Below are 16,836 nucleotides of genomic sequence, written 5' to 3'. Positions count from 1 at the left end.
CTGGTCTGTGTCGTTTTCCGGTCACAGCCGGCCGGAGCATCCGGGAAACTAGGTCCGTGCGCGAATACCTGTTCATGGCGCTCATCGCGGCAGCGGTGACCTATCTGCTGGTCCCTCTGGTGCGCCGCTTCGCCATCCGCATCGGCGCGGCCCCCGAGATCCGCGATCGTGACGTGCACACCACGCCCACGCCCCGGCTGGGCGGCCTGGCGATGTACGGCGGGCTGGTCGTCGGGCTGCTGGTGGCCGCCCAGCTGACCAACACCGGCAAGGCGCTGGCCGGCACCGCCGCGGAACCGGTCGTGGCCCTGATCCTGGCGGGCGGCCTGATCACGGTGACCGGCTTCCTCGACGACTGGTGGGGGATGGACCCCTTCATCAAGCTGGCCGGGCAGATCGCCGCCGCCGGGGTGCTGGTCCACTTCGAGCTGAGACTGACCTACATCCCGCTGCCGAAGGACTGGGGCGGCTCCACCAGCCTCGACTACACGCTGAGCGCGATCATCACGATCCTCGTGGTGGTGGTGGCGATCAACGCGGTCAACTTCGTCGACGGGCTCGACGGGCTCGCGGCCGGCATCGTGTGCATCGCCGCCATGGCGACCTGGGCCTACTCCATCTACCTCGGGCAGAACATCAGCGGTGACCGCATCACCACCACCGCCGCCATCTCCGCCGTGCTCATCGGGGCCTGCATCGGCTTCCTGCCGCACAACTTCCACCCGGCCAAGATCTTCATGGGCGACACCGGCGCGATGCTGATCGGGCTGGTGCTGGCCTCGTCGCTCGTCACCGTGATGCCGGTGGACCCGTCGGTCATCGAGGGCATCAACCGGTTCGGCGTGCTGCTGCCCCTGCTGGTGCCGGCCGCGGTCCTGGTGCTCCCGCTCATCGATCTGATAACGGCCGTGGTGCGCCGCACCTCCTACGGGATGTCGCCGTTCGCGCCCGACCGCGGCCACCTGCACCACCGGCTGATGGACATCGGCCACTCCCACCGGCAGTCCGTGATGATCATGTACGCGTGGACGTTCCTGTTCGCGTTCGGCATCTTCGCGATGTCCGTGGTCACCGTGCCGGTGCTGGCGTTCCCGGTGGTCATCCTGCTGGCCCTGGGGGTGCTGGTGCTGATGGCGCTGCCGCGCTGGCGGGGCAGGGGCGGCGCGCACACCTCGCGGGGCAAGCCGTCGAGCGACGACGACGACGGCCCGCCCACCGGCCCGATGCCGCCGGTCCGGCCCGACGCCGAGTTCCGGCGGCCGGTGCCGCCGCCCGGCCCGCCGCGGGAGCGGCCGAGCACCGATCCGAACTCGGTCATTCCCATCTATCCGGGCCGATCGTGATCGCGAACTAGAAACGGCAGGTAAAAGCAGCCTTCCGTGAGCTTGTGATATCTTTCACGAGCAGGGCCTCCAGATTTTCGTGTTCTGGAGGTAGCAAACGCTCGCTTGATAACTCGCGATGGAGCACCGATGCAGGCCAACGACGTGCGCGTACTGAAAAGCGCCGCGCTTCCCACCCTCGGGGTCGGAGTCGTCGCGCTGGCCGCGGCCACCATCCTGGCCGGTGGCAAAGGAGCGCTCGGCGCGGCCATCGGCGTGCTCCTGGTGATGGTCTTCTTCAGCGTCAGCGTGGTGGCCGTGTCGTACGCGGCCCGCGTCTCGCCCCAGCTGATGGCCATCGCCGCGATGGGCAGCTACCTCGTGAAGGTCATCGTCATCATGCTGATGCTGGCCACCTTCGGCGACACCACGCTGTGGAACTCGCAGGCTTTCGCCTGGACCGTGGTGGTCGGCACGATCGTGTGGACGGCCTTCGAGGTCCGCGCCTTCCTCAAGACCAAGATGCTGTACGTCGACCCCGACGCCAAAGTCCCCGGGCACGGCGACTGATGAGCCTGGTAAAACACGGGGTCCGATATGACTAGTCCTCTGCCCGCCTGCTATCGTCAGGGCCGCGATGAGCGAACAGGAACGCCGACCGGAGACAGACGGTCGCGACTTCGCCGACGCCATGTGGTCAGTCCCCAGCTATCTTCTCGCCGGGATGGCGGTCTACGGCGGCATCGGCTGGTTGCTGGACCGTTGGCTCGACCTGTCCGCGTTCTTCCCCATAGGCATCGTCCTGGGGCTGGTGCTGGCCGGCTACGCGGTCTACCGACGGCACGGTCGCTAGCCCCACGCCGCGACCGCTTCGCCGAGGAAATTCCTGTGATCCACTACGACGTTGAAGGGAACGCCGCGTGAGTGCGCTGACGGTCCTAGCGGCACCACCGGGTGAGTTCGGTGCGCCGACGCCTGGCGAGCTGTTCGACCTGCCCCCCATCATTCCCGGGGTCGCCTGGTTCACCAAGCCGGTCCTGCTCGCCATTCTCAGCTCGATCATCGTGATCGGCGTGTGCTGGGCGGCCTTCGCCAAGCCGAAACTCGTCCCCCGGGGTGTCCAGAACGTCGCCGAATACGGCTACATGTTCGTTCGCGACCAGGTCGCCCGGCCCTTCCTGGGCAAGGACACGGACCGGTGGATGGGCCTGCTCGTCAGCGTCTTCTTCCTGGTGCTGGTCTGGAACCTCATGGGCGTCATTCCCTTCCTCCAGTTCCCGGTCGCCTCGCACATCGCCTTCCCGTTCGTGCTGGCGATCTCGATCTACGTCCTCAAGATCTACCTGGGCGTCAAGCACCAGGGTGGCATCGGCTACTTCAAGAACATGATGTTCCCGCCGGGGCTGCCGAAGCCGATCTATCTGCTGCTGGCCCCGATCGAGTTCCTCTCGAACATGATCATCGCGCCGTTCACGCACGCCGTGCGACTGTTCGCGAACATGTTCGCGGGCCACATGCTGCTCGCCTTCTTCAGCATGGTGGGTTTCTGGTTCCTCTTCGAGAAGCTGACCCTGCCGGGCTCCACCATCGGTGTCCTCGGCGTGGTGATGACCATCATCCTCACCGGCTTCGAGATGTTCATCCAGTTCCTGCAGGCATTCCTCTTCGCGATGCTGGCCGCGATGTACATCGGTGGCTCGCTGCACGCGGAGCACTGAACCCCATACCGGAATATCCATGACCGGTGAGACTCCACTTCACCGGCCGTCCAGTAAAGGAATAAGAGCAATGGGTCTTCTCGCTGAGGTCTCCGGCAACGTCACCGCCATCGGTTACGGTCTCGCCGCCATCGGCCCCGGCATCGGCGTCGGCATCATCTTCGGTCAGGGCGTGCAGGCCATCGCCCGCCAGCCCGAGGCCTACGGCCTGATCCGCCAGAACATGCTCCTCGGCTTCGTCCTCACCGAGGCCCTCGCCCTGATCGGTCTGGTCGCGCCGTTCATCTTCCAGGCTCTCTGACGGCCAGAAGCATCCCCTGACGAAAGGCTGCACCCATGAACATGGCAGCTACGCTCCTCACAGTGGCGGCGGAGGAGGGTGCCAACCCGCTCATGCCGCACACTTACGAGCTCGTCGTCGGCATCTTCTCGTTCTTCGTCGTCGTTCTCGTCGTCGGCAAGATGCTCGTCCCGCGCATCCAGAAGACGCTGGCCGAGCGCACCGACGCCATCGAGGGCGGCATCAAGAGGGCGGAGGAGGCCCAGGCTCAGGCTCAGGCCCTGCAGCAGCAGTACGCCGAGCGGCTCGAAGAGGCGCGGCGCGAGGCGGCCAGGCTCCGCGAGGAAGCTCGCGAGCAGGCCGCGCTGATCAAGGCGGAGCTCCGCGAGGAGGCGCAGGCCGAGGCCCGTCGCCTCGTCGAGGCCGCGCACGCCCAGATCGAGGCCGACCGCCAGGCGGCGTTCGCCCAGCTCCGCACCGAGATCGGCCGTCTGTCGACCGACCTGGCCGGCCGCATCGTCGGCGAGTCGCTGACGGACGAGGCCCGGCAGAGCCGCATCGTCGACCGGTTCCTCGACGAGCTGGAGAGCTCCAACGCGCAGGCGGTGCGCTAATGCGCGGCATGAGCAGAACCTCGCTGGCAGAGGTCGAGGAGCGCTTCAACGCGGTCGCGGGCAGCGCTGACCTCGCCACGCTCTCCGACGAGCTGTTCGCGGTCGCGGATCTGCTCGACCGCGAGCACGGCCTGCGCCGGGCGCTGTCCGACCCGGCGAGGCCCGCCGAGCAGAAGGCGCAGAGCGTGCGCGTGCTGCTGGAGGGCAAGGTCAGCGAGTCGGCGGTCGCCACCACCGAGGCCGCGGTCTCGGCCCGGTGGTCGCGCGTCGGCGACCTGGCCGACGTGATCGAGCGGCTCGGCGTGGTCGCGGCCGCCGCCGAGGCGGAGAGCCAGCGGCGGCTCGACGACGTGGAGGACGAGCTCTTCCGCTTCGGCCGCATCGTCGCCGCCAACCCGTCGCTGCGCCGCGCGCTCAGCGACGCCGGCGCCCCGGCGGAGGGCAAGCGCGAGCTGCTGCGGTCCTTGCTCGAAGGCAAGGTCGCGCCCAGCACGATGCGGCTCATCACGCAGGTTGTGGTACATCCACGAGGACGTAGCCTGGAGACAGGGCTGGAGGAGTTCGGCCGGCTGGTGGCTCAGCAGAGCCGGCGCCTGGTCGCCGTGGTCCGCAGCGCGGTCGAGCTGACCGAGGAGCAGAGGCAGCGTCTCATCACGTGGCTGCGCTCCTCCTACGGCCGTGACGTGCACCTGAACGTCGAGGTGGACAAGCGAGTGCTCGGTGGGTTCTCGGTCCGCATCGGCGACGAGATCATCGACACCACCATTGTGGGACGAATCGAAGAAGTCCGCCGCCGGTTGGCCGGCTAGGCGAATAGGGAGACAGAGTAGAGATGGCGGAGCTTACGATCCGGCCGGACGAGATCCGGGACGCGCTTGAGCGCTTCGTCCAGGCGTACGAACCGGAAGGCGCCGCGCGCGAGGAGATCGGGACCGTCGTCGACGCCGGCGACGGCATCGCCCATGTCTCCGGCCTTCCCTCGGCGATGGCGAACGAGCTGCTCGAGTTCGAGAACGGTACGCGCGGCCTGGCACTTAACCTCGACCCGCGCGAGATCGGTGTCGTTATCCTCGGCGAGTTCGCCGGCATCGAGGAGGGCCAGACGGTCCGCAGGACGGGCGAGGTCCTGTCCGTGCCCGTCGGCGACAACTTCCTCGGCCGCGTCGTCGACCCCCTGGGCAAGCCGCTCGACGGCAAGGGCGCGATCGAGCACGAGGAGCTGCGCGCCCTGGAGCTGCAGGCCCCGTCGGTCGTCCAGCGGCAGCCCGTGAAGGAGCCGCTGCAGACCGGCATCAAGGCGATTGACGCGATGACCCCGATCGGCCGCGGCCAGCGTCAGCTGATCATCGGCGACCGCGGCACCGGCAAGACCGCGATCGCCGTCGACACGATCCTCAACCAGCGCGAGGGCTGGCTGTCGGGCGACCCGGAGCGCCAGGTGCGCTGCGTCTACGTCGCCGTCGGTCAGAAGGGCTCGACGATCGCGCAGGTGCGTTCCCGCCTTGAGGAGGCGGGCGCGATGGACTACACGACCATCGTCGCCGCCCCGGCCTCCGACCCCGCGGGTTACAAGTACATCGCCCCCTACGCCGGTTCGGCCATCGGCCAGCACTGGATGTACCAGGGCAAGCACGTCCTCATCATCTTCGACGACCTCACCAAGCAGGCCGACGCCTACCGCGCGGTCTCGCTGCTGCTGCGCCGCCCGCCGGGCCGCGAGGCGTTCCCCGGTGACGTCTTCTACCTCCACTCCCGCCTGCTGGAGCGCTGCGCGAAGCTCTCCAACGACATGGGCGCGGGCTCGATGACCGGTCTGCCGATCATCGAGACCAAGGGCAACGACGTGTCGGCGTTCATCCCGACCAACGTCATCTCCATCACCGACGGCCAGTGCTTCCTGGAGACCGACCTGTTCAACGCGGGCGTCCGTCCCGCGATCAACGTCGGTATCTCCGTCTCCCGAGTCGGCGGTTCGGCCCAGGTCAAGGCCATGCGCAAGGTGGCCGGCACGCTCAAGCTCTCCCTGTCGCAGTACCGCGACCTGGAGGCCTTCGCGGCCTTCGCCTCCGACCTCGACGCCGCCTCCCGGGCCCAGCTCGACCGCGGCCAGCGTCTGGTCGAGCTGCTCAAGCAGCCGCAGTACTCACCGTTCCCGGTCGAGCGTCAGGTGGTGTCGGTGTGGGCCGGCACGACCGGTGAGCTCGACGAGGTGCCGGTCGAGGACGTCCGCCGCTTCGAGTCGGAGTTCCTCGACTACCTGGCCTCCTCGCACAAGGGCATCTTCGACGGCATCCGCGAGACCAAGGAGCTGCCGGACGACGCGGCGACCGCTCTCAAGGACGCCATCACGGAGTTCAAGAAGGGCTTCACCACCTCTTCGGGCGAGCTGCTGGTGAAGGACGAGCCGGTGGCGCCGCTCGAGGCGGACGAGGTCGGCCAGGAGAAGATCAAGAAGGTCGTCCGTCCGGCGACGGGGAAGTAGCACATGGGTGCCCAGCTAAGGCTGCTGCGGCGGCGGATCAACTCGGTCAAGTCGACCGCGAAGATCACGCGCGCCCAGGAGCTCATCGCCTCCTCACGGATCGTGCGGGCGCAGCAACGGATGCAGGCGGCGCTGCCGTACGAGCGCGAGATCACTCGCGCCGTCACCGGCGTCGTCAGCAACGCGGCCAGCGTCGACCATCCGCTGACCGTGGCGAAGGAGAACCCCGCCAAGGCGGGCGTCCTCATCGTCACCAGCGACAGCGGCTTCTGCGGCGGCTTCAACGCCAACGTGCTGCGTGAGGCCGAAGCGCTGCGCGGGCTCATCGAGGGCCGCGGGATGCAGTACATCCCGTTCGTCAGCGGGACCAAGGGAGTCACCTGGCACACCTTCCGCCAGCGCGAGATGGGCGGTCAGTGGACCGGTTTCTCCAGGAACCCGTCGTACGCCGACGCCAAGGAGATCGCGACCACGCTGATCGACTCGTTCAAGGACGACAACGGGATCGACGAGATCCACATCGTCTCGACGCAGTTCGTCTCGATGCTCACGCAGAACGTCGTGGTCCGGCGGATCCTGCCGCTCGAGGTCGAGGTGACCGAGGCGACGGAAGCCACCGTGATCCCGCCGTACTTCGAGTTCGAGCCGACCGCCGGCGACGTGCTGGAGTCGCTGCTGCCGCGCTACGTGGAGTCCCGCATCTTCACCGCGCTGCTGCAGTCGGCGGCCTCCGAGGAGGCCGCGAGGCGGCGCGCGATGAAGTCCGCGACCGACAACGCCAACGAGCTGATGCGGATTCTCACCCAGCAGATGAACCAGGCTCGCCAGGCCGAGATCACCCAGGAAATCAGCGAGATCGTCGGTGGCGCCAACGCGCTCGCTGACGCCGCAGCGGGGAAAGAGTGAAATGACTGCAGAGGCTGTTGAAACTGTAGAAACCCCCGCGGCCGGCACTGGCCGCGTGGCACGTGTCACCGGCGCCGTCGTCGACGTGGAGTTCTCCGTCGAGACGATGCCGGAGATCTATAACGCGCTCAAGGTCGACGTGACCCTCGGCGGCGAGACCAGGACCCTGACCCTCGAGGTCGCCCAGCACCTGGGTGACAACCTCGTCCGGGCCATCTCCATGCAGCCGACCGACGGCCTGGTCCGCGGCCAGGCGGTGACCGACACCGGCGGCCCGATCTCGGTGCCCGTCGGCGACGTCGTCAAGGGCCACGTGTGGAACGCGCTGGGCGAGACGCTCGACGTGCCGACCTCGTCGCTCAAGATCGAGGAGCGGTGGGGCATCCACCGGCCGTCGCCGCCCTTCGACCAGCTCGAGTCCCGCACCGAGCTGCTGGTCACCGGCATCAAGGTCATCGACCTGCTCACCCCGTACGTTCAGGGTGGGAAGATCGGTCTGTTCGGCGGCGCGGGCGTCGGCAAGACCGTTCTGATCCAGGAGATGATCCGCCGCGTCGCCCGTAACTTCGGCGGCACCTCGTGCTTCGCCGGGGTCGGCGAGCGCACCCGTGAGGGCAACGACCTCTGGCTGGAGATGGAGGAGGCGGACGTCCTCAAGGACACCGCGCTCGTCTTCGGCCAGATGGACGAGCCGCCGGGCACCCGGCTGCGGGTGGCGCTGTCCGCGCTGACCATGGCGGAGTACTTCCGCGATGTGCAGAAGCAGGACGTGCTGCTGTTCATCGACAACATCTTCCGCTTCACGCAGGCCGGTTCCGAGGTCTCCACGCTGCTCGGTCGTATGCCGTCCGCGGTGGGTTACCAGCCGACGCTGGCCGACGAGATGGGTGTGCTCCAGGAGCGCATCACCTCGACGCGTGGTCACTCGATCACCTCCATGCAGGCGATCTACGTGCCCGCGGACGACATCACCGACCCGGCCCCGCACAACGCGTTCGCGCACCTCGACGCGCAGACCGTGCTCTCGCGGCCGATCTCGGAGAAGGGCATCTACCCGGCGGTGGACCCGCTCGACTCCTCCTCCCGGATCCTCGACCCGCAGATCGTGGGCGAGGAGCACTACCGGGTGGCCCAGGAGACCAAGCGGATCCTGCAGAAGTACCGCGAGCTCCAGGACATCATCGCCATCCTCGGCATCGACGAGCTCTCCGAGGAGGACAAGGTCACCGTCCAGCGGGCCCGCCGCATCGAGCGCTTCCTGTCGCACCCGATGTACGCGGCCGAGGCCTTCACCGGCCAGCCGGGCGAGACCGTGCCGCTGGACGAGACCATCGCCTCGTTCAAGGGGCTGTGCGCGGGCGAGTACGACCATCTGCCCGAGCAGGCGTTCTTCATGGTCGGTGGCATCGACCAGGCCGTGGCCAAGGCCAAGGAACTCGAGCGCCGCTAAACCGCCCTCTTATGGTGGTGGCGCGGCGGCCGGCCGTGCCACCACCTGATCGGAAAGGAACCTACACCAGTGGCTAAGCTACGCGTAGGGGTTGTCTCACCCGAGCGTGAGATCTGGTCGGGCGAGGCCGACATGGTGATTGCCAAGACCGTGGACGGCGAGATCGGTATCATGCCGCAACACGCACCCGTGCTCGGCGTCCTCGTCGAGGGCGGCGTGCTGCGCGTGAAGCGGGAGGGTGAGTCCGACCTGGTCGCCGCGGTTCACGGGGGCTTCATCTCCGTGGCCGACGACGAGGTCTCGGTGCTCGCGGAGGCGGCCGAGCTCGGTTCCGAGGTCGACGTCGCCGCGGCCCGTGACGCTCTCGACCGCGCGCAGGCCTCTGTCGAGGCCAACCAGGAAGACGCCGACGCGGCGCTCGAGGCCAAGCGGGCTCGGGCACGGCTGCGTGCGGCGGGCGAAGAGGTCTGACTTACACGAGCCTTTGGGGGGCGGCATGGTGGCAACGTTGGTGATCTGCGCGCTGCTGGCCGCCGCCCTGGTGGGCGCGCGGGTGTTCATGGTGGCCCGCCGCGGCAACGTACCATGCCGCCTGAAGGCGGGCGACGGGGGGTGGCGTGCCGGAGTGGCACGCTATGCCGACGGAGAACTCCACTGGATCCCGCTCCTGGGTGTGCGACTGAGGCCGCGCCACGCGATCGCGAGGCGCGGCCTCGTCGTTTCCGGGCGCAGAGAGCTCGACAACGGGCTGTACGCCGTCGACTGCTCCGGCTCGACCCGTGACGTCTCGCTGGCGATGAGCGCCGACGCCCTGACCGGTTTCCTGGCCTGGCTGGAGTCGGCGCCGCCGAGCGCCTATCTGGACGTCGCTTGACCGGCTAGCGGGTGCCGCCGGGCTTCCAGAGGATCTCGTCGCCGTCGTGGGCGACCCTGCACAGGATGAAGAGCAGGTCCGACAGCCGGTTGAGGTAGGTGGCGGTCAGCGGGTTCATGTCGTCGTGCTCGTGCAGTGCCGCCCACGTGGTGCGCTCGGCGCGGCGGACGGTCACGCGCGCCAGGTGGAGCGCGGCGGTGGCGGGGTCGCCGCCCGGCAGGATGAAGCTGCGCAGCGGCTTGAGTCGCTCGTTGAAGAGGTCACACTGCTCCTCCAGCCAGTCGATGTACGACTGCTCGACCCGTAGCGGCGGGAACTCGGGATTCTCGGTGATCGGGCTGGACAGGTCGGCCCCGAGGTCGAACAGCTCGTTCTGGACGCGCCGCAGCACCGGTACGAGGTCGCCGGGCAGGGTGTCGTGCGCCAGGGCCAGCCCGAGATGGGCGTTGGCCTCCTCCACGTCCGCGTAGGCGGCCAGCCGCGGATCGGTCTTCGAAGTCCGGCTCATGTCGCCGAGCGTGGTGGTGCCGTCGTCCCCCGTGCGGGTGTAGATACGGGAGAGGACGACCGGTTTGTCCTTGTCTGCGCGCGTCATGTGCTCAGCGTAATGACAAATGTCATCCGGAACGGACGCGGATCACACCCCAGGCCGCTGATTTCCACGACTACCAGGCGAATGCCGCACGCGCCACGATCTATCCATGACGAAGGAGAGGACCTGATGCTCGAGATAAGCGGGCTGCGCAAGCGCTTCGCCGGAGGCCCCGGGGCGCCCGAGGGAAAGCAGGCCCTGGACGGGATCGGCTTCACCGTCCGGCCGGGTGAGATGTTCGGGTTCGTGGGCGCGAACGGCGCGGGCAAGTCGACGACCATGCGGATCGTCATGGGCGTGCTCAAGGCCGACGCCGGCACCGTGAGCTGGCGCGGCGAGCCCATGACGCACGCCGACCGCCAGCGCTTCGGCTACATGCCGGAGGAGCGCGGCCTCTACCAGAAGATGCGCGCGGGCGAGCAGATCGAGTACTTCGGCCGGCTGCACGGGATGAGCCAGGCGAAGGCGAAGAAGGCCACCGAGGACCTGCTGGAGCGGCTCAGCCTGACGGACCGCAGGAACTCCAGCGTGGAGTCGTTGTCGCTGGGCAACCAGCAGCGCGTCCAGCTCGCGGTGGCGCTCGTGCACGACCCCGAGCTGCTGATCCTGGACGAGCCGTTCTCCGGTCTCGACCCGATCGCGGTCGACACGCTGGCCACGGTGCTGCAGGAGCGGTGCCGCGGCGGGGTGCCGGTGATCTTCTCCAGCCACCAGCTCGAACTGGTGGAGCGGCTGTGCGACTCCGTGGGCATCGTCTCCGCGGGCCGGATGGTGGCCAGCGGCACGGTCGACGAGCTGCGCGCCGCCGAGGGCGGCATGCTGCGGGTCGTGGTCCGCGACCCGGCCCCCGGGTGGGCGGACGGCCTGCCGGGTCAGGTCAACGTGCAGGGCAACCGGCACGTGCTGGTCACCGAGGACGGCGACGACCAGGACATCCTGCGCCGGGCCATCAAGGCGGGACACGTCGAGCACTTCGGGGTCGAGCAGCCGACCCTCACCGAGATCTTCAAGGAGGCCGTGGCGTGAACGGGATGATGCTGGTCGCGCGGCGGGAGATCACGACGCAGATACGGACCCGGTCGTTCGTCATCAGCCTGCTGGTCACCGTCGTGGTGGTGGGAGCGCTGGCGTTCGCGCCCAAGCTGTTCGACCGTCCTGACTCGTACACGATCGGCACCGTGAACTCGCAGCAGCTGCCGCTGGAAGCGGCGGCGCCGGACATCGAGTTCGAGTGGCGCAGCTTCCCCGACGAGGCCGCGGCCACGCGGGCCGTGCTCGACGGGGACGTGGACGCGGTCCTGGTCGACGGGGCCAAGGTGTTCACCGACGGGCAGATCGAGACCGAGCTGGGCGTCCTCCTGCAGAGCACGCACCGTGAGGCGAAGCTGGGCGCGGCCGGGGTGCAGATCGCGCCCCTGCAGATGGAGTCCGTCGGCGCGGACACCCGCTACCAGGCGGCCAGGACCGGCATCGCCGTGGTGCTGGTGCTGGTGCTGTTCATGCTCATCCTCGGACAGGTCATGATGGTCGCCATGGGCGTGGTGGAGGAGAAGGGCAGCCGGATCGTGGAGATCCTGCTCAGCTCGGTGCGCCCGTGGCAGCTCCTCGGCGGCAAGGTCATCGGTCTGGGCGTGCTCGGGCTGATCAACCTCGGCGCGATCCTGGTGGCCGGCATCGGCGCCTCGTTCGCCTCCGGGTTCGCCGCCGACTTCCCGCCGGGCATGACGGGCATCGTGGCCGGGGTTCTCGTCTGGTTCGTGCTCGGCTACGCGTTCTTCGCCACGCTGGGCGCCGCGCTGGCCTCTCTGGTGTCGCGCCAGGAGGAGGTCGGCAACGTGATGTCGCCGATGACCATGCTCATCATGGCGGCCTACTTCGTGGCCTTCTACGCGACCACCGACCCCACCGGCACCCTCGCCACGATCGTCTCGTTCGTCCCGCCGTTCTCCTCGATGGTGATGCCGGTGCGGATGGCGGCCACCGAGGTGCCCCTCTGGGAGGTCGCCGCGTCCGCCGGGCTCATGGTGCTGGCGGTGCTGGCCATCCTGGCCTTCGGGGCCAAGGTGTACGAGCGCGCCGTCCTGCGTACCGGGGCCAGGGTGAAACTCGGCGAAGTGCTGCGCGCGAAGTAATGAACGAGATCGACCGGGCGCGACGCAAGACCTGGTGGATGCTGGCGACTCTGGTGGGCTTCCTGTGGCTGTTCACCGGCACCCGCGTGGTCTTGTCGGCGCTCAACGGGGAGCCGCTTTCCTGGGCCCGCACCGTGCCCGCGATGATCTTGATTGCTGGTTTCACCTGGGTCTACCTGCGTATCTCCGCGGCCCTGACCGAGCGCCGCTACCCCGTCCGTGAGGTGGCGGTGGCCGGGGCGACGGCCGTCGTGACGGCGGCCGTCGGCGGCGCGGACCCGATGTCCTTCGGCTTCGTCCTGATCGCCTGGCTGGCGGTGGCCTCGCTGGAGGTGCCGTCCAGGGTGGCCATCCTGATGGCGGTGGGCACGTTCGTCACGGGCGTGGGACTGGCCTACGTCACCTACCTGAGCGATCCGGGCCACCTGCTGGGCGGCGACTGGAGCGCGGGCCGGAACCTGCTGTACCTGGCCCTCATGTACGGGGTGTTCTGCGCCGCCTTCCCTCCCACGAACCGGGTGTGGATGTGGTTGCTGGCGCTGACCATCCAGGCGCACGAGGGCAGGGAGGCGCACACCCGCCTGGCCCTGGCCGAGGAGCGGCTGCGCTTCTCCAGGGACCTGCACGACCTCGTGGGGCACCGGCTGTCCGCGATCGCGGTCAAGGCGGGGCTCGCGGTGCGGCTCTCGGACCAGGACCCGGCGGCGGCCAGGTCGCAGATGGCCGAGGTCAACGAGCTCACCAGGACGGCACTGCGCGAGCTGCGGCAGGCCGTGCGCGGCTACCGCGAGCTTGACTTGACCGCCGAGCTGAATAGCGTGAAAGACGTGCTCGAAGCGGCGGGCATCGCCTGCCACACCCGGCTGCCCTATCGTGACCTGCCGGGCGAGGTGGCGCCGGTGTTCGCCTACGTGGTGCGCGAGGCGGTGACCAACGTGCTCAAGCACAGCACCGCCACCCGCTGCGACATCCTCCTGCGGTTCACCGAGGACGAGGCGGAACTGCGCGTGCACAACGACGGCGCCGGCGCGCTGGACGGCGCCGGGACCGGTAGCGGGCTGCTGGGGCTGGAGGAGCGGGTGGCCGCCGTGGGCGGCGAGCTCACCGCCGGGCCCGACGGCGACGGGGGGTTTCTGCTCACCGCTGTCGTGTCCTTGCCCGTACGTGGGTAGGGGGCATATATCCCCATGGAGGAGGTGGCATGCGCGTCCGGGGCAATCCCAAGGGTCAGGTGGTGCGGCTCGGCGCCCGGCTCGACGCGGGCACGTCGGCGGGAGTGCGCGAACGCCTGCACGAGGCGGTCGAGTCCGGCGCCGGCGACCTGATCCTCGACCTTTCCGAACTGGAGATGATCGACGCCACCGGCCTCGGCGTGCTCGTGGGCACGCACAGGCTCGCGCTCGACATAGACCGCCGCGTGGTGCTGCGCGCGGTGCCGCCGCGGATCATGCGGATCCTGGCGGTGACCCGGCTGAACCGGGTCCTCCACGTCGAAGCGCACACCGCCGCGGTGGCGTGAATCCGTATTTCGCCGGATTCGGACGTTGAATAACGGGGGGCCGCAAATTGCGGAGGGCGGCCGTTACGGTGTCAGCGCCCGGAGGAAGAGATGGACGGCCACGCCCACGAGTTCGTCGAGCTCCGGCGGCCGGTCGGCCAGCAGCCATTCGATGAGCAGCTCCTGAAGGCCGCCAATTACCCCCAGCGCCACCAGCCGCCGATTCACCCCCGGCGCCTGCGGGAAATCGGCCCAGGCTTCCTCCACGAGCCCGGCGAAGGAGTCGATGGCGCGCTGCCGCGACATCATCAGCACATCGCCGGATCTGCGCACCTCCACATGCATGATCCGGGCCCTGCGCCAGTCGGCGGTGGTGAACTCGATATAGGCCCGAATTCCCGCCCTGATCCGGCCGTCCAGCGTGTTGGGCGCGTCCTGCACGGCCTTCGACACCACGGCGAGGCCTTCTTCGACGCAGCGCTCGTGCAACGCCTGTAAGAGTTCCTCCCGGCCGCCGAAACATTCATAGAAGGCGCGGTTGGAGATCCGCGCCTCGGAGCACAGCCTTTCGATCGTCGTGGCCGCGAAACCAGGCTTCGCGTATAGCGTGTAGGCGGCTGTCATCAGCCGCTCGCGTCTGTCGGCCAGCCTTTGTTCCGCTGACATCCCCCGGTAAGACCGGTTCACATTCCACCCGTCCAACATGATCGTGGCCCCCGAGCACACAATTATGGATGGATGATCGGATTGTGGAAAGGGCGGGCAGTTTACCTCTTACGTCGTCCGTGCAAGAACGTGACAAGTCTGATCAGCCGCTCAAGCTCGTCAGGCTGCCGGGAGAACGAGGTCAGCCGCATTCCGGGCACCGGGAAGCGCTGCCGCGCGATGGCCTTGGCGCGGGCGAACTCACGCAGCCCGTCGGCGCCGTGGATACGCCCGAAACCGGAGTCGCCCGTACCGCCGAACGGCAGCGAGGCCACGCTCGCGAACGAGATGACCGAGTTGACGGACGCCATCCCGGTGCGCATCGCGCGCGCCAGCGCCATCGCCCTGCGCCGGTTCCCGGAGAACACCGTGCCGGCCAGCCCGTACGCCGTGTCGTTGGCCAGCTCCAGCGCCTCCTGCGCGTCCTTGGTGCGGCGCACCGTGATCGTCGGCCCGAACGTCTCCTCGCGCACCGCCGGTGAGTCCTCGGGCACGTCCTCCACGATCACCGGGTCCACGTACGGCGGCCGCACCGAGTCGGGCCCGCCCGCGACCGTCCTGCCGGACTTGGTGGCGTCGTCGATGTGCCGCTTGATGATGTCGAGCTGCCCCGGCATGGTGATCGGCCCGTAGTGCTCGCCCGCCTTCACCGTGGCGGCCCGCTCCGACAGCGCCCGCATGAACGGCTCGTACACGGCGTCGACCACGTACACCCGCTCCACGCCCACGCACGTCTGCCCGGCGTTCGACAGCGCGCCCCACAGGCACGCGTCCGCCGCCGCCTCGACGTCGGCGTCGGCGTCGACGATGAACGCGTCCTTGCCGCCGCACTCCGCCACCATCGGCGTCAGGTTCTCCGCGCAGGCCGCCATGACCCGCTTGGCCGTCGCCGTCGAACCGGTGAAGGCGATCTTCTTCACCCGGGGGTCCCGCGCCAGGGCCGCGCCCGTCTCGCCCAGCCCCGTCACCGTCTGGAACACCGGCCGCTCAGGCACCGCCTCCGCGAACAGCTCCGCCAGCCGCACCCCCACCCCGGGGGTGAACTCGCTCGGCTTGAACACCACCGCGTTGCCCGCCGCGAGCGCGTACGCGATCGACCCCATCGGGGTGAACACCGGGTAGTTCCACGGCCCGATGACCCCGACCACGCCCAGCGGCAGGTACTCCAGCGTGGCCGACAGGTTGGCGCCGACCATCCCGGGGGAGACCCGGCGCGGCCCCAGCACCTTCCGCGCGTTGCGGGCGGCCCAGTCGATGTGCGTGATCGCCAGCACGATCTCCAGCGTGGCGTCCGCGACCGGCTTGCCCGTCTCCTCGTGCACCAGCGCGGCCAGCTCCCGCAGCTCGCGCGTGACGACCGCCTTGTAGTCGAGCAGTCTGCGCCTGCGGCCCGCGTGTCCCAGCCCTTCCCACCACTCCGCGGCCTCCTGCGCCTGGGCGACGGCCGCGCGCACCGCCTCGGCGTCGTGCTTGGGGTGACTGGCGACGACCGTTCCGGTCGCGGGATTCAGGGAGTCGAATGTGAGCGTCGTCATGACGCCAACATAGAACGGTAAGCCGTCGCTTACTAGCGGGCCGGCGGCTCAGAAGAGCGTCGGGTTCTCCGGCTCGATGCCGCGCAGCGCCTGGTAGTCGAGCGTGACGCACTCGATGCCGCGGTCGGCCGCCAGCACCCTGGCCTGAGGCTTGATCTCCTGGGCGGCGAACACCCCGCGCACCGGGGCCAGCAGCGGGTCGCGGTTGAGCAGCTCCAGGTAACGGGTGAGCTGCTCGACGCCGTCGATCTCGCCACGGCGCTTGATCTCGACCGCCACCGTCGCGCTCTTGGCGTCGCGGCACAGGATGTCGACGGGGCCGATGGCCGTCATGTATTCACGCCGGATGAGCGTGTAGCCCTCGCCGAGAGTGGTGATGTGCTCGGCGAGCAGCTCCTGCAGGTGGGCCTCGACGCCGTCCTTGATCAGCCCGGGGTCGACGCCCAGCTCGTGGGAGGAGTCGTGGAGGATCTCGGCCATCGTCAGGACCAGCTTCTCGCCGGTCTTGCCGTGGGTGACGGTCCAGGTCTCGCCGTCCTCCTTGAGCTTGCACGGCGGGTTCATCCAGTTGAGCGGCTTGAAGGCGCGGTCGTCCGCATGGATCGACACGCTCCCGTCCGCCTTGATGAGCACGAGCCTCGGCGCCATCGGGAGATGTGCCGTGAGCCGTCCGATGTAGTCGACGCTGCATCGCGCGATGACCAGCCGCATGAGAGTCCACCCTAGCG

At 68.7% G+C, this 16,836-nt stretch carries 20 protein-coding genes; 16 read left to right on the top strand and 4 right to left on the bottom strand.

What is annotated here, in order from left to right; translation table 11 throughout:
- Window positions 1-56: 56 nt before the first annotated feature.
- The 12 genes from FR742_RS29245 to FR742_RS29190 all read left to right on the top strand — a co-directional run bounded on the left by FR742_RS29245 (window position 57) and on the right by FR742_RS29190 (window position 9,646).
- Entirely contained in the window at window positions 57-1,343 is a 1,287-nt protein-coding gene (locus tag FR742_RS29245; protein ID WP_219551051.1) for a glycosyltransferase family 4 protein, read from the top strand.
- A gap of 129 nt (window positions 1,344-1,472) precedes the next feature.
- Window positions 1,473-1,892, top strand: a complete 420-nt coding sequence (locus tag FR742_RS29240) for a hypothetical protein (protein WP_148033917.1) — start codon at window positions 1,473-1,475, stop codon at window positions 1,890-1,892.
- A 67-nt stretch (window positions 1,893-1,959) separates the two neighbouring features.
- Window positions 1,960-2,175, top strand: a complete 216-nt coding sequence (locus FR742_RS29235) for an AtpZ/AtpI family protein (protein ID WP_187281350.1) — start codon at window positions 1,960-1,962, stop codon at window positions 2,173-2,175.
- A 67-nt stretch (window positions 2,176-2,242) separates the two neighbouring features.
- Window positions 2,243-3,040, top strand: coding sequence for a F0F1 ATP synthase subunit A (atpB, locus tag FR742_RS29230; protein WP_148033916.1), 798 nt, complete (start codon window positions 2,243-2,245; stop codon window positions 3,038-3,040).
- Window positions 3,041-3,110: 70 nt separating this feature from the next.
- Window positions 3,111-3,341, top strand: coding sequence for an ATP synthase F0 subunit C (atpE, locus tag FR742_RS29225; protein WP_148033915.1), 231 nt, complete (start codon window positions 3,111-3,113; stop codon window positions 3,339-3,341).
- 35 nt (window positions 3,342-3,376) lie between these two features.
- The gene (locus FR742_RS29220; RefSeq protein WP_148033914.1) at window positions 3,377-3,934 is read left to right on the top strand and encodes a F0F1 ATP synthase subunit B; all 558 of its coding nucleotides are present in this window, start codon (window positions 3,377-3,379) and stop codon (window positions 3,932-3,934) included.
- On the top strand, window positions 3,934-4,743 hold the full coding sequence (locus FR742_RS29215; RefSeq protein WP_148033913.1) for a F0F1 ATP synthase subunit delta: 810 nt from the start codon (window positions 3,934-3,936) through the stop codon (window positions 4,741-4,743). Before FR742_RS29220 ends, FR742_RS29215 begins: the two co-directional genes overlap by 1 nt.
- A gap of 23 nt (window positions 4,744-4,766) precedes the next feature.
- Window positions 4,767-6,416, top strand: coding sequence for a F0F1 ATP synthase subunit alpha (gene atpA / locus FR742_RS29210; protein ID WP_148033912.1), 1,650 nt, complete (start codon window positions 4,767-4,769; stop codon window positions 6,414-6,416).
- Window positions 6,417-6,419: 3 nt separating this feature from the next.
- Window positions 6,420-7,322: a F0F1 ATP synthase subunit gamma gene (locus FR742_RS29205; protein ID WP_148033911.1), complete on the top strand. Its 903-nt coding sequence runs from the start codon at window positions 6,420-6,422 to the stop codon at window positions 7,320-7,322.
- 1 nt (window position 7,323) lies between these two features.
- A complete protein-coding gene (gene atpD, locus FR742_RS29200) occupies window positions 7,324-8,772 on the top strand; it encodes a F0F1 ATP synthase subunit beta (protein WP_148033910.1) in 1,449 nt (482 codons plus the stop codon).
- Window positions 8,773-8,841: 69 nt separating this feature from the next.
- Entirely contained in the window at window positions 8,842-9,243 is a 402-nt protein-coding gene (locus FR742_RS29195) for a F0F1 ATP synthase subunit epsilon (RefSeq protein ID WP_148033909.1), read from the top strand.
- Window positions 9,244-9,268: 25 nt separating this feature from the next.
- Window positions 9,269-9,646, top strand: coding sequence for a DUF2550 domain-containing protein (locus FR742_RS29190; protein WP_148033908.1), 378 nt, complete (start codon window positions 9,269-9,271; stop codon window positions 9,644-9,646).
- A gap of 4 nt (window positions 9,647-9,650) precedes the next feature.
- Here the strand turns inward: FR742_RS29190 and FR742_RS29185 are convergent, their stop codons facing one another.
- Window positions 9,651-10,241: a cob(I)yrinic acid a,c-diamide adenosyltransferase gene (locus tag FR742_RS29185; protein ID WP_148033907.1), complete on the bottom strand. Its 591-nt coding sequence runs from the start codon at window positions 10,239-10,241 to the stop codon at window positions 9,651-9,653.
- Between the two features lie 126 nt (window positions 10,242-10,367).
- On the opposite strand from FR742_RS29185, the gene FR742_RS29180 reads away from it, so the two are divergent.
- The 4 genes from FR742_RS29180 to FR742_RS29165 are packed head-to-tail and all read left to right on the top strand — an operon-like array spanning window position 10,368 to window position 13,889.
- A complete protein-coding gene (locus FR742_RS29180) occupies window positions 10,368-11,264 on the top strand; it encodes an ABC transporter ATP-binding protein (RefSeq protein ID WP_148033906.1) in 897 nt (298 codons plus the stop codon).
- A gap of 5 nt (window positions 11,265-11,269) precedes the next feature.
- The gene (locus tag FR742_RS29175) at window positions 11,270-12,370 is read left to right on the top strand and encodes an ABC transporter permease (RefSeq protein ID WP_246641218.1); all 1,101 of its coding nucleotides are present in this window, start codon (window positions 11,270-11,272) and stop codon (window positions 12,368-12,370) included.
- Window positions 12,370-13,542 carry a sensor histidine kinase gene (locus FR742_RS29170; protein ID WP_148033904.1) on the top strand — a complete coding sequence of 391 codons (1,173 nt, stop codon included), beginning with the start codon at window positions 12,370-12,372 and terminating at the stop codon, window positions 13,540-13,542. Before FR742_RS29175 ends, FR742_RS29170 begins: the two co-directional genes overlap by 1 nt.
- Before the next feature lie 29 nt (window positions 13,543-13,571).
- Complete coding sequence (locus tag FR742_RS29165; protein WP_148033903.1) at window positions 13,572-13,889, top strand: STAS domain-containing protein; 318 nt, start codon at window positions 13,572-13,574, stop codon at window positions 13,887-13,889.
- A 63-nt stretch (window positions 13,890-13,952) separates the two neighbouring features.
- Here the strand turns inward: FR742_RS29165 and FR742_RS29160 are convergent, their stop codons facing one another.
- From FR742_RS29160 to nucS, 3 genes are all read right to left on the bottom strand, one after another.
- On the bottom strand, window positions 13,953-14,492 hold the full coding sequence (locus tag FR742_RS29160; protein WP_261808805.1) for a TetR/AcrR family transcriptional regulator: 540 nt from the start codon (window positions 14,490-14,492) through the stop codon (window positions 13,953-13,955).
- A 143-nt stretch (window positions 14,493-14,635) separates the two neighbouring features.
- A complete protein-coding gene (locus FR742_RS29155; protein ID WP_148033901.1) occupies window positions 14,636-16,108 on the bottom strand; it encodes an aldehyde dehydrogenase family protein in 1,473 nt (490 codons plus the stop codon).
- A gap of 48 nt (window positions 16,109-16,156) precedes the next feature.
- A complete protein-coding gene (gene nucS / locus FR742_RS29150) occupies window positions 16,157-16,819 on the bottom strand; it encodes an endonuclease NucS (RefSeq protein WP_148033900.1) in 663 nt (220 codons plus the stop codon).
- Between the last annotated feature and the right edge of the window lie 17 nt (window positions 16,820-16,836).

This window comes from Nonomuraea sp. C10 (assembly GCF_008017515.1).
Taxonomy (GTDB): Bacteria; Actinomycetota; Actinomycetes; order Streptosporangiales; family Streptosporangiaceae; genus Nonomuraea; species Nonomuraea ferruginea.
This window is presented reverse-complemented; position numbering and strand designations above follow the sequence as displayed.